The sequence below is a fragment of the Robertmurraya sp. GLU-23 genome, assembly GCF_052983275.1.
Genome location: NZ_JBRKCV010000002.1, coordinates 567,678 through 580,100, shown reverse-complemented (window position 1 = coordinate 580,100; position 12,423 = coordinate 567,678). Strand labels below are relative to the sequence as shown.

Annotated in this window: 12 protein-coding genes and 1 pseudogene; 3 read left to right on the top strand and 10 right to left on the bottom strand. The window is 36.6% G+C overall.

The window, feature by feature from the left end; translation table 11 throughout:
• Positions 1-78 precede the first annotated feature (78 nt).
• From ACVBAX_RS07165 to ACVBAX_RS07150, 4 genes are all read right to left on the bottom strand, one after another.
• Entirely contained in the window at positions 79-1,101 is a 1,023-nt protein-coding gene (locus ACVBAX_RS07165; RefSeq protein ID WP_447116431.1) for a zinc-binding alcohol dehydrogenase family protein, read from the bottom strand.
• Between the two features lie 99 nt (positions 1,102-1,200).
• The gene (locus ACVBAX_RS07160) at positions 1,201-1,524 is read right to left on the bottom strand and encodes a DUF3231 family protein (protein WP_447116430.1); all 324 of its coding nucleotides are present in this window, start codon (positions 1,522-1,524) and stop codon (positions 1,201-1,203) included.
• A gap of 50 nt (positions 1,525-1,574) precedes the next feature.
• Complete coding sequence (locus ACVBAX_RS07155; protein ID WP_447116429.1) at positions 1,575-2,210, bottom strand: DUF3231 family protein; 636 nt, start codon at positions 2,208-2,210, stop codon at positions 1,575-1,577.
• 53 nt (positions 2,211-2,263) lie between these two features.
• Complete coding sequence (locus ACVBAX_RS07150) at positions 2,264-4,198, bottom strand: endonuclease MutS2 (protein ID WP_447116428.1); 1,935 nt, start codon at positions 4,196-4,198, stop codon at positions 2,264-2,266.
• Positions 4,199-4,646: 448 nt separating this feature from the next.
• On the opposite strand from ACVBAX_RS07150, the gene ACVBAX_RS07145 reads away from it, so the two are divergent.
• A complete protein-coding gene (locus ACVBAX_RS07145) occupies positions 4,647-5,030 on the top strand; it encodes a GtrA family protein (protein ID WP_447116427.1) in 384 nt (127 codons plus the stop codon).
• Positions 5,031-5,097: 67 nt separating this feature from the next.
• On the opposite strand, the pseudogene ACVBAX_RS07140 reads toward ACVBAX_RS07145, so the two are convergent.
• Positions 5,098-5,253, bottom strand: a pseudogene (locus ACVBAX_RS07140) (GNAT family N-acetyltransferase); the annotation flags it as partial.
• 114 nt (positions 5,254-5,367) lie between these two features.
• Between ACVBAX_RS07140 and ACVBAX_RS07135 the strand changes: the two are divergent.
• Both ACVBAX_RS07135 and ACVBAX_RS07130 read left to right on the top strand, forming a co-directional pair.
• Positions 5,368-5,832 (top strand): hypothetical protein, encoded by a 465-nt coding sequence (locus ACVBAX_RS07135; RefSeq protein WP_447116426.1) that lies wholly within the window; start codon positions 5,368-5,370, stop codon positions 5,830-5,832.
• A gap of 112 nt (positions 5,833-5,944) precedes the next feature.
• Complete coding sequence (locus ACVBAX_RS07130; protein ID WP_447116425.1) at positions 5,945-6,766, top strand: DUF2935 domain-containing protein; 822 nt, start codon at positions 5,945-5,947, stop codon at positions 6,764-6,766.
• Between the two features lie 51 nt (positions 6,767-6,817).
• Here ACVBAX_RS07130 and ACVBAX_RS07125 read toward each other — a convergent pair whose 3' ends face one another.
• From ACVBAX_RS07125 to ACVBAX_RS07105, 5 genes are all read right to left on the bottom strand, one after another.
• Positions 6,818-7,654, bottom strand: coding sequence for a class I SAM-dependent methyltransferase (locus ACVBAX_RS07125; RefSeq protein WP_447116424.1), 837 nt, complete (start codon positions 7,652-7,654; stop codon positions 6,818-6,820).
• A gap of 215 nt (positions 7,655-7,869) precedes the next feature.
• Entirely contained in the window at positions 7,870-8,778 is a 909-nt protein-coding gene (locus ACVBAX_RS07120) for a permease (RefSeq protein WP_447116423.1), read from the bottom strand.
• A gap of 30 nt (positions 8,779-8,808) precedes the next feature.
• The gene (locus ACVBAX_RS07115; RefSeq protein ID WP_447116422.1) at positions 8,809-9,255 is read right to left on the bottom strand and encodes a MarR family winged helix-turn-helix transcriptional regulator; all 447 of its coding nucleotides are present in this window, start codon (positions 9,253-9,255) and stop codon (positions 8,809-8,811) included.
• 125 nt (positions 9,256-9,380) lie between these two features.
• Positions 9,381-11,621 (bottom strand): histidine kinase dimerization/phospho-acceptor domain-containing protein, encoded by a 2,241-nt coding sequence (locus tag ACVBAX_RS07110; RefSeq protein ID WP_447116421.1) that lies wholly within the window; start codon positions 11,619-11,621, stop codon positions 9,381-9,383.
• Positions 11,599-12,291, bottom strand: coding sequence for a response regulator transcription factor (locus ACVBAX_RS07105; RefSeq protein WP_447116420.1), 693 nt, complete (start codon positions 12,289-12,291; stop codon positions 11,599-11,601). Before ACVBAX_RS07105 ends, ACVBAX_RS07110 begins: the two co-directional genes overlap by 23 nt.
• Positions 12,292-12,423: the final 132 nt, after the last annotated feature.

Sequence of the window (12,423 nt, the reverse complement as noted above, 5' to 3'; positions counted from 1 at the left end):
CCGTGGTATGATAATTTCAAACCTAATGGGATGGTTCAAATGGCAAAGCAACTATCTTCTTAAAGCAGCTGCTGTCTTTTATTCAAATGATTCTAATACAATTTTTCCGATTGTCCTTCCAGACTCCAGCATTTCATGAGCCTTTCGTAAGTTCTTAGCATGTATCGGTGATAGTGTTTTCTTAAGGGTTGTTTTTAAGCTTCCTTCATCAATCAATTCACTTACTTTATTTAGAATGTGATGCTGTGAAATCATATCCTCAGTTGCAAACATCGTCTTAGTAAACATAAATTCCCAAACAAAGGTGACGCTTTTACTTTTTAATGTATTTAATTCAATGGGGTATTTATTGTCAACGATGGAACAAATCTTCCCAAGTGGCTTAATAACCTCCCCCATCGCTTTCCAATGCTGGTCCGTATCGTTTAAGCATAAAATATAATCAACCTCTATTATTTGCAAATTTACCAATTGATCCTTTAGGGAACGGTAATGGTTAATGACAAAATCAGCACCACAATCCTTGGCCCACATCACTGTTTCTGCCCGAGAGGCCGTAGCAACCACTTGTAATCCTGCCCATTTTGCTAATTGAATGGCAATGGACCCTACTCCACCAGCACCACCTATCATCAGGACGGTTTTAGAACGATTTTCGTTTTTGTTTGTTGAATCAATTCCGAGACGTTCAAATAACGCTTCCCATGCGGTTAGAGCCGTTAAAGGCATTGCAGCAGATTCAGCAAAGTTAAGTGTTTTTGGCTTTTTCCCGACAATTCTTTCATCAACCAAATGATACTCGCTATACGTACCTGGCCTATTCAAACTTCCCGAATAAAAAACCTCTTCTCCAGGTTGAAACAATGTGCATTCTTCACCAACTTCAACCACCATTCCACATGCATCCCAACCAAGGATTTTCGGTTCTAATTCCACCACGTCCTTCGGCGAACGCACCTTGGTATCAACAGGATTAACAGCTATAGCCTTTATTTCTACAAGGAGATCCCTCCCTTTAGGTGAAGGTTTTTTTATATTAATATCTATAAGGCTTTCTTCATGCTCGATTGGTAAGTATTTATATAAACCTACTGCTTTCATTAAATATTACTCCTCCTGTTTTTAGATCTATATATTAATTCGATAAATGCTTCCCTTTTCCTCCCAAAAAGAAAAGAGCTGCTATAAAAGCAACTCCTTCTATTTTACGTTCTTTAATTTATTTCTGTCTGGAGCTCCTGGTGGTTGTTCGAGCCATCCATTGTCAATGAGTAACTGTGCACCATCCTCTGCAAGTAACCCTATTTCAGTTATCATTCTTACATAACTACCAGATAAATCTCTTCTTTGACTTATCGACAAGGCTTCCCCATAATACCCTATCGCCGCTGAAAGCAGCGTGGTTATATGATACATCATAAGCTTTTCTGAAAATGGTGCAACAGTTGTATCGGTGACTTCTTGTTCATATGATCTTGGCGCATGTAGATTATCGTCAGTTAGCATTTTAGATAAAATATCCATATGCCTCTTACAAAGTTTTTCGGCTCGCGTCATAAATTGTTCAACTTCTTTTACCTAGTTACCTGTCTGAAGCCCATTTCCAATACAACTTTTACTACATTCTTATGCATATTAATATACGTTCCACTGATTTCAATCGAATTAATAGGGCGACGATCTCCAAACCACCCGGTCAAAAAGCTTTGTTTTGTTACATAATCTACGGTATGCTTGTTTGTCATAGTAGGAGGTTTACTGATGATTCCCTTGTCTAAAACTACTTCCGTAGCTGAATCATATAATTCCGTAGTTTCAGCACTACACTGAATAAAATACCTCCTTACATCTTCTCTTACACTTGTTCCGATTGCACCTGCATATCTTGTCAAACCATGTATGGACATTGTATGAATGTATACGATCATAAACGTATCGGTGAACAAAGGTGGTGCGTCCACCAACACATCTTCATCTGTAAAACCTATCGGGATTGGAAGCTCTTCTATCGTAAAAAACTCTTTTATTTTCTCGAGATGAGTTTCTGATAAGCTAAGGGCATAACGAAGCACTTTTTCAATTGCTTCATCTTTTACATGATAAATAAAATGTCGAAGAACACATTTGGACAAACTGTCACTGATATACTGCATCCACAAGCTCCCCACCTCTGGAGCAGTTAATTTTACATTGTGATAGGTATGTTCCATGATTTCTCCCTTCCTGACTCTCTTTCTCTGTATTGTAACCAAATCAGGAATAATCATGTTTCACTTTCATGATTAATACTAAGTCCTTCCATATGTCTCTTTGATAACATTTTATCTACCTTTCGATTTTCCTTGGTTTCAAAAATAATATCGAAATCATAATCTGGTGGATACAACTCACTTGCCTCAATATGAAGGGTTAAACGCTTATGGTTATATGATCCCTTTTTCCCTTTTATTTGAACAATGTAGTTCCCTTTCTCGTCTGGTCCTTTGTACACTATTCCAAACACATCCTCAGGAGAGACGATGACATTATCACCTTGATTAAATTTTGGAACAGAGAGAGATGATATCTTCACTCCTTTTTCTCTAGTTTGATATTTATTGATGATGATTTGCTTTTCGAGTTCTCTTTTTTCCTGAAGTGAAACATGTGGTTCTGGATATACCTTTTCTTCTTTATAGGTAATTTGATGAGCTCGTTCAATGATTTTCGGGTGAATACCTAGCTTTAACGCAATCGCAAACGCTTGGCTTTCTCCACCCTTTCCTATAATTAAACGATAAGTTGGACGAAGAGTGTCCAAATCAAATTCCATTGATCCGTTAATGAATCCTTCCTGGTGATCCGCAAACTCTTTGATTTCACTGTAATGAGTGGTTGCTAATAATGTCGATCCCTTCTTATAAAGTTGCTCCAAGATTGCTGTTGCAAGCCCCATTCCTTCAGCAGGATCGGTTCCTGAACCTAATTCATCCAATAATACCAACGTACGATCATTGGCTTCTCTTAAAATGTCAATAATATTTACGATGCGTGAACTAAAGGTACTTAGGTTTTCTAAAATACTCTGTCCATCCCCTATATCCACTAAGATATTTTGAAAAATACTGACAGAACTACCTTCTGCAACCGGTAAGTGTAAACCCGCTTGGGCCATCAGTGTTAAAAGTCCAACCGTTTTAATAACGACGGTTTTTCCACCCGTATTAGGACCTGTAATGACTAGCGCATGTTCAGGTGAACCCAGCTTAAAGTATAGTGGTACAACATTCTTACCTAATAAAGGATGTCTTGCTTCAATTAATTCAATATAGTGTGATTCGTTTATGGATACACTTCTCCCATCGATTGCTCGACTAAACTTTGCCTTGGCAAACAGAAAATCATAGTGAACCATTGTTTCCACTGCCAAACGAATTTGCTGGTCTTTTTCTTCAACTAACCCGGTAAGATACATTAAAATCTTTTGAGTTTCTGCTTCTTCATCCATCCTTATCCAGGTAAGTTGATCTTGGAATGTGGTAATTTCTTCAGGTTCAATAAATAAGGTAGACCCTGAAGCAGAAGTATCTAGAACCGCCCCTTTTACTTTTTGACGATATTCCTTTTTCACTGGTATCACGTATCTTCCATCTCTTTGACTGATAACACTTTCCTGCAAATAGGTTTTTAGTTTGGATGATCGGACGATTTGTTGGAGTTTTTCTTTTAATCGCTCTTCTTGTATTGCCAATTGTTTTCTAATTTTAAGTAATTCCTTACTTGCGTAATCGTCCACAACGCCGTTTCGGATACAGCGATTAATTTCCTCAGCTAATCCAGGCAATTCATCAATGGAGTAAATATAGCTTGAGACTCGAGGCGCCATATACTCCTTATCTTTCATAAAGCGTCTCATTTTCCCACAGCAATCTAAAAAATCATGAAACTTCACTAATATATCAGGACGAAGGGCAACCCCTTTATTGATACTATTTAGTAAAGTATCAATTCCTTCTAGTCCGTGTACTGGTACACTTGAACTCTTTTTCATGATCTCTACAGCTTCAGTTACCTCATCCATCCATGATTGGATTTGTTTAATATGAAAGGAAGGTGCGAGTTGCAACACCTTTTCTTTTCCTTGGCTGGTTAACGCATAATGGGCAATTTCCTCTTTAATCACTTCAAATTGCAATGTTTCAAACGTATGATTGTTCAACTTTTTTTCCTCCTAAAAATAAAAATAGCCGCGTTGAACGAGTCAACGCGGCAAGAAAACAGAATCCTATTAAAAAGCATTCTGTTCAGACTATTTAACCAAAATAAAAAGCTGTTACACAGTGGTACACAGCTACACTCTCGGCTAAGGATAGTATGCTTGTTTTTGACCATTGTTCTTAACTACATTCGCGGTCATAGATAAATAAGCTTCCTAAAACCTTGAAATTTTCAAAGTTAGAAAACAAACCGGAATGCTCGTATCCAATTGATTGGATTAGTTAAGAACGACACCTAACATAGTACATACTCCCTTATCAAAATATATGGGTTACTTTTCCATTGTATAGTATATCCAATTACTATGTAAATGTTTATAGAAAAAATATTTTCATTACGCATCGTACATGTTATAAAAGAACTAACAGCCATTTAGAAAGGATGCCTATATGCTTGTTAGGAAACCCATTGTTCAAAAATTTATGATGTATAGCTTAGTTGGCTGCATCTGCACTTGTATCTATTTTCTTTCAATGTTTATATTGGTAGAGCGAATAGGTAATGAGCCTATAATCTCTTCCATTATTTCTTTTGTTATCATGACACTTTTTTCTTTCATTCTTAATATGAAGTTTACTTTTGGCGGTGAGTTTTCAAATCAGAAATTAATGCGTTTCTTCATTGTAGTCTCTATCGGATTCACATTAAATTTTGTCATCATGTATACACTCGTCCAGGTACTCTCCTTGCATTATTTAATCGGAGAAATAGCTACCACTCTGACGATTCCACTCGTAAACTTTTTCTTGAATCATTATTGGACTTTTAAATAGTTCTTCACTATCACAGTTATATCAATCCCCTGTCAGCACACATAACCGACAGGGGTTTATAATCCACTCAATCCAGTGGGTTTATAATCGCTAATACTTGATGGTCTTTCCATTTTCCGTTGATTCTTACATTTTTCCGAGCGATCCCTTCTTTTTCAAAGCCCACTTTTTCCAACACTCGGATGGAGGCGATATTATGCGGCATGACTCCCGCTTCTATGCGTCACTATACCATTTTTTGCATATTATTTTTCAAATTTTTTCTAAAAGAAATACATACGTTTCCATTTCTTGTGCCACACTAAATTATTATAAGTAAAGAAGGAAGCTGATGGCTTTGAAGAAATTTAATTTGTATATAGCTCTTCTTTTTATACTACCTTGGTTGTCAGTCCCTTTGATTGGCGGAAAGACAGTAAAAAGGTTTCTTCCGGGTGCCAGTTTTATCTCACTTTATCTCATAATCGAAGGAATGGTTGCACAGCGAAGAAAATGGTGGTGGTTTCCATCTAATCTCAAACCCAATGTACTTAATGAATTGCCACTCATTCTCGGACCATTTTTCGTTGGTTCCATTTGGATATTAAAATATACTTTCGGGAAATTCAAACTGTACTTAATTGTTAATATCATTGTTGATTCATTGTTTACTTATGGAATGATGCGAGGGTTTCGAAAAATGGGATATGTTACTCTTGTACGATTAAATAGACTACAACTATCCATTATTTTCTTACTTAAGACATTGGCAATGTACGGTTTTCAAGTCATATACGAAAAATATGTAACACGTTATAGATAGGTCCAACCCGGGTGTTTTCCCGGGTTATTTCATTTGGGTATTAATCGTTCTTACCCATTCTTGTTACTCATAAACTGTAATACTTGAGTTTATTTTTGCAGGGGGTATGAACATGAGCTATGAACCCATTTCAGTTTTTGACGAACACGCTTTTTGGCTTGAGGTATTAGAAGATCACGCCCACTTTATTCACGATTTCTTATCTCCTAGTGAAGTCGAGTATGTAACCACAGCAAAGCAATATATTCAATTATTTCGTGGCTTGCTTTCAAAACTATCTAGCCTCCCTGCGTCAGGATCAGTTTCATCCTCTGAAATGATCACATTCGCAAGAGAGATCTATCCGATTGCCAATGGATATTTTCATTTTGAGGGTCATCTTCAGCGCCTACGCATTGAAAATAAAGTGAACCTGAATTTAACTCCAACCTATTTAAATGGTACACTAGGCGAAAATCAAGAATATTTACGAATGCTAAGGTTTTATGTAAACGGGCAAACCCCTTCCATCCTTCCACTTGTCGACTTAATGGATTTATGGCTTGAAGACCAAGCGGGGCATGCGGCCTTACTTGCTCGAGCACTTGATGGAGTTGAACTGGCACTAGTTACACAAACAAGAGAATACATGCAAATATTCCAGTCGTTCATTGTGAAAAACGAGGCTATTAAAGGATATTTACGATTTACGCCAGAAGGCTTTCCGATACAACTCCAATTTGCAAGAGATGTCGTGATCGCTGTTATCGGATTTACCAGTTTAGTAGAAAAAATGGTCCAGTTATATAAGGGTGAGGAAGTATTAAATCAGTCCACTTTACGTTTTCTTGAACACCACTTTCCGGAAGCTTGTTATTTCTTAAAAAAGCTATCGTACTATGTACCTGATATTACTTATCCTACTTGCTCGCTATCAAAACCATCCTTTCGATAGTAAAAATGTCAGCTCCTATTCAACCAATTGAAAAGGAGCTGACTTTTAATTTTACTCTCCCACCAACGCAAACACATTCAATGGTTTGATTTTTCTCCCCTTTACAGCCTCCTCCAATAAAGAAATTTCTGTACGAAGTAGAGAATTCATTTTTCTTGGCATTTTCAAAGAATCGAATTCCATTTCAAAGGCATGTAAGGTTTGTTGAACCTCCCATTCAGCATCCTGGAGATTCGGGGAATAGATCGAGACCTCGTCCATCACATCCCAACCTCCCTCTTTAAAAGCATGTTCGATATCCTTTCGGGAAAGCAGTGTACGAATGTTACTTATGCTAACTTCTTTAAAACACTCGTACTGCGCCTGAATCAAAGCGGCTAAAAAATGTGGTACTTGTTCGGCTTGCTCCACTCTCGTATCCCATTCTGCAAAGCACAGCTTTTTCCCCCAAGGTCTAACCTTTTTCAATATATCAATCAATATATCAGGCGAGCTCATGTACCAGCTACAATGGGAAATAACAATAGCATCAAATTCTTCAACTTTAAAGTTTGCAGATAATATATTGAACTCAAAATCTACTTTTACTTGCTTGCCTAATTTTGATTTTTTTAAATACGCCATGGAGTCACCTAGCGTGATCGGTTCACCATAACTTGGTGAGGCTAGATCAACTCCATGAACCTGACCCTTCTCACCTACCATATACGCTAATACGGCCGTTGTGTCTCCTTGACCACAACCAATTTCAAGAACACGATCCCCTTCTTTAATCCTCCAAATTTCAGCTAATTTCAGACGATGTTCTGTTTGTATTTTTTGTATTTCCTTGTAAAGAGTGCTTGTTGCCATGCAAGAAACGATAAAGTCTATGGAATGTTCACTCATGTTATTTCCCTCCTTGATTAGTATTCTACCGATATTCTAGGTGCATAAAGATAAGTCCTTTATTTAATACCAAGAAAAAACCTCCTATAATCTAGGAGGCATAAAGTTCTTATTTTTCTCTTCACTTCTTTCTTTTTCTTCTTTACAACATGACTCAACTTGTTTGATCCTTTTTACCAAATAAGCTTTTTAATACGATCATCTTTATACTCACCCTAAATTAAATAAAATAAAAAACCAGATAAAGTGGACATCAACATTACGGATGCGATAAACGCCGCAACAAGCTTTTTTCGAAAAATACTATTCAGTAGGGTCAATTCTGGCAAGCTTGCACCAGCTGAGCTAATCATTAATGCCATGACAGGGCCAAGTGCCATCCCCTTCAATATCATGACTTGTGAAATAGGAATCATAGTAGAAAGTCGGATATATAAAGGAATTCCAATGATCGCAGCGATCGGTACTAACCACCAGTCGTCAGCCCCCATGTAAGCGGTGATCCATTCAGTCGGTACAAGCCCGTGAATAACTGCACCAAGAGCAGCACCAATTAGCAAGAATGGATAAACCGTCTTCATGAGCTGAAGGGTTTCTAATAGCGCCCCTTTCCAGTCTAGTTTTTTATTCGGATCTTTAAATCCAGTCATAATGACATTTTTCACCTGATTCTCAAAACCAAGTTTTTCTAGGCTGAAGCCAATCGCTACTGATAAAATGCTTGTTAACAATGTGTAAACAATGGCTACCTTCCAACCGAGTGTAGCTGTCATTAACGTCAAAATTGTTGGATCTAATACGGGAGATGCAAATAAAAAGATCATGACCGTACCAAAGCGCACCTTTTTATTTAATAAATTCACCACAACCGGAATGGTCGAGCAAGAGCAAAAAGGAGTGACGAAGGCAAACACAAGGGCAATCAATGCACTAACTAGCGGGTGGCTACGCTCCATCATTTTCTCCATTTTTTCATAAGGGATATAGCCTTGTAGGACGTTAATTAAAAAAGAAATCCCTACAAATAAAACGGTTAATTCTAGTGCAATACTTAAAAAACTCTTTACTAATTCTTCCACAATTCCCCACCTCGTTTTTATTTGTAAAATGCAACTATATTTCATTGAAAAATATAAGCAAGATTGTTGACCTGCTTATATGTATGGCTTACAACATACCGAGGATTTAGACATGGCCTCATTTAATAATTTAATGGATCGAATCACTGTGTCTTTTTCAAATTCATTCATATGAGAAAATATTTCTTGTAAGTATTCGTTCATTTCCGAATCAATTGAGGTAGAAACAAACTTTCCTTCTGTTGTTAGGGATAACACATATACTCTTTTGTCTTCAGGCAACTGTTGCTTTTTTACTAATCCCATCTTTGTTAAGTTCTGTACCTGCCGACTAAATGTTGTCACATCGATCCCTAGTGAGTCAGCGACTTGCTGAACACTCGGATTGTTTTGCTTGTCAATTTCGTGGATGATATGACTCTGGACTAGGGAAATTTCCATTCCTCCTACTAAGCAACAGTTTTTATTTAACATACCAAATCGTCTCGTTAACAACTGGAATAAATCACGTAAATTTTCCAATATTTTCACCTCTCTTTATTTATATCATATTATTTGTAAAATGCAAATATTTATTTTAAAAAGAACTTCTTAAACAGAAGTTCTTCCACCCTTATTATTCACACAAATAAATGGGCTGTTCTAGATCATAAAGACAATTTTTCTTTAGGCAGAGAAATAGTTACTTTAAATAAGTCTCCGTCCACGTCAATCGAAAGTCTTCCTCCATGAAGATCAACAATTGATTGGGCGATCGCTAATCCAAGGCCAGTTCCTTCTGTATGACGTGATGTATCACCTCGCTTAAAACGCTCAAAAAGTTCTTCACTATTATCACTCAGTTCATATTTAGATACATTTTTAAATGTAATGATCGCTTCATACCCCTTGGTATCCACGGATATATATGCACGTGATTGCTCTAATGAATATTTGAGAATATTTCCGATTAGGTTGTCAAACACTCTCCACAGCTTTTGACCATCAACATGTGCTAGCACTGGTGTAGGTGAATTTGTGATCCGAAATTGTAAGGTAGACCCTCTGATTTCTGTATCGTATTCAGCTAATGCTTGTTGAAGTAGCTGAACAATATCTACCTCTTCTTTTTGTAATTCCATGTTCCCACTCGCCATCTTAGAAACCTCAAACAAATCATCAATTAACACTTTCAATCGTTTTGATTTTTTATCAATAATATCAATATAAGATTTTTGTTCCTCCAAAGATACCTCGGTGTTTTTTAATAGCACAGTGTAATTAATGATAGAAGTTAAAGGCGTTCTCAAATCGTGACTAACATTTGTAATGAGTTCTGTCTTTAACCTCTCGCTTTTGGCTTGTTCATTTTGAGAGGTTTGTACCCCATTCTTTAATTGATTGATATTGCGTGCAAGGTCAGATAATACTGATTTGCCTGATGTTTTTAAATCTGCCCCTAACCTTCCCGCTGCTAATTCATTGGTTGTCTCTACAATCGAATTAAAGTAGGCGATTTTATTTATAATGCTCATAATGATTGGATATCCAATGGCAGCTAGCAGGACCAGATAAACTAGAAAAAACGCAGGATGTAATGTAATGATAATTACCGCTAACCCGAGTCCAAATAGAATGAACAAGATGAAAAAAATTTGAGTTGCAGTACTACGGTCATGAAAGGCTTCTTTAAGATTTCCAGCTGTGTCTTGATATACTCTTTGTAGAATCACATACCCTTTATATAAAAGTGATTTTTCCCACTCCATTTTCACCGTTTCCCAATTTTTCAATTCTACAGCTAAAAAAAGAGCTTGAATAAAAGCTAGTCCCGACAGGATTCCGCCAATGACTATGAATAAAACCATTTCAATGGCATCGTAGTAACTCCCATTTACTGCATATTGATATCCGTCTATTATGATAAAAAGATTTGCAAAAGAAGATGTAATCGCTATAAGAAAGAATAAGACTCTAACATCTATTGGTAGCTTATTATAAAATGGTTGAATTCTCTTGACTTCCTCACGTATGCCCTTTGATTTTTTCCCGATTAACAACGATAGCAAAAGAGACAATCCGCTTAAAGCAATATTAATATAGAATATTAGACGTTTTTGCTTAAAGTTTTCAGCAGCCACAACATATTTGTTTGATGCAGGCAAAGACTTTGCAAGGCCTATTTCCCCTTCATACATCGCAACTGTAGTTGGAGTAACAGAATCTAACAACTCTGTATACTCATAATCATAAACACCATAGTGAACAGCATAATCTCTTGTGACAGTCAGGTTTGTAACATAGCGAAAATCCTCACTATCCATTTCATTCCAATTAACATTCTCAAATACCTTTTTATTATCTGAACTTGTTAAAGAATAGGAAAACGATTGTTTATACTCCTCAAAATAAGGACGTTGTTTCTCCAACTCTTTATAAAGCACTTCTAACTTCTGTTCTTTTTCCTTTAATATTTTATCTTTTACGTATTCATCACTTTCAAAGTTTTTCGTAATATCGACTATTTTTGCATCTCTTTCTGCGATGAAATTTTGGAGTGCATCTTCGTCTTCCGTCTCTCTTGCCCCTTGAATTCTTTCTTCGTATTGGGCATTAATATTATCGATTTGTTCGGTTAGACTTCCATATCGATACTTATGTTCCTCAATTTCCTCTTCTGATACCGTGAGTGCATTCTTTGCTTCCTCAATCGGGATAGAGTAAAGGTCGAATAAGCCTAAATAACTCGCAAACTCATCAAAAGCTCCTCGGAATTCAGGAGAGTGATAATAGTCTTTGTACACATAATTGTTGCCATGAACCATTAATGTGAAAACTCCACTAACTCCATAACTAAATAGAGCGAAGCAAATAAAAAGAACGATTTTATTTTTCCATCTTGTACCCAATACCCCACACCACCTTCAAAAACCTTGGATTTTTCGGATCAATTTCGATCTTCTCTCTAATTTTTCTTATATGTACAGCCACCGTGTTTTCAGCGTTATATCCAGGCTCCTTCCAAACAAGCTCATAGATTTCATTGATTGAGAACACTCGTCCTGCATGAATCATGAGCAACTCTACAATTTTATATTCAATCGGTGTGAGTTTTACTTTTTCACCATTAACCGTCACTTCCTTTGAATCTTGATCCAGCATTAATCCATGTAAATCAATGTTTTTCTTCACACCTTCAAACGTACCTAATGATACGTACCTTCTAAGTTGCGATTTTACTCGAGCAACAAGCTCCATGGGATTAAATGGTTTCGTCACATAATCGTCTGCTCCCACTTGTAAGCCTAATATCTTATCTGTATCCTCGCTTTTGGCGCTTAACATTATGATGGGAATATTTTTTATTTCTCGTATTCTGTATGTAGCAGAGATTCCGTCTAGGTTGGGCATCATAATATCTAAAATAATGAGGTGAATTTCTTGTCTTTTCAAAATTTGTAGTGCTTCCATCCCATCACAAGCTTTAATAACTATTACCTCTTCATTCTTCAAATAAATTTCTATAGCATCACGTATTTCTTTCTCATCGTCCACCACAAGTACATTGTATGAATTCATTCTCCCCCTACTTTCTAGCAGCTTTCTTCTCTTTTTATAGTAAACAGTAAATCTTAACATTCGGCCATTAAAAATCTTAAGAATTTCTTAACTCTTTCTTTATTTTAAACGATTTGGAAATAATAAGGGTAC

Coding starts and splice junctions, on each gene's coding strand:
- ACVBAX_RS07165 (WP_447116431.1), bottom strand. CDS start 1,101: ATGAAAGCAGTAGGTTTATATAAATACTTACCAATCGAGCATGAAGAA.
- ACVBAX_RS07160 (WP_447116430.1), bottom strand. CDS start 1,524: ATGGATATTTTATCTAAAATGCTAACTGACGATAATCTACATGCGCCA.
- ACVBAX_RS07155 (WP_447116429.1), bottom strand. CDS start 2,210: ATGGAACATACCTATCACAATGTAAAATTAACTGCTCCAGAGGTGGGG.
- ACVBAX_RS07145 (WP_447116427.1), top strand. CDS start 4,647: ATGCTTGTTAGGAAACCCATTGTTCAAAAATTTATGATGTATAGCTTA.
- ACVBAX_RS07130 (WP_447116425.1), top strand. CDS start 5,945: ATGAGCTATGAACCCATTTCAGTTTTTGACGAACACGCTTTTTGGCTT.
- ACVBAX_RS07125 (WP_447116424.1), bottom strand. CDS start 7,654: ATGAGTGAACATTCCATAGACTTTATCGTTTCTTGCATGGCAACAAGC.
- ACVBAX_RS07120 (WP_447116423.1), bottom strand. CDS start 8,778: ATGAAATATAGTTGCATTTTACAAATAAAAACGAGGTGGGGAATTGTG.
- ACVBAX_RS07105 (WP_447116420.1), bottom strand. CDS start 12,291: ATGAATTCATACAATGTACTTGTGGTGGACGATGAGAAAGAAATACGT.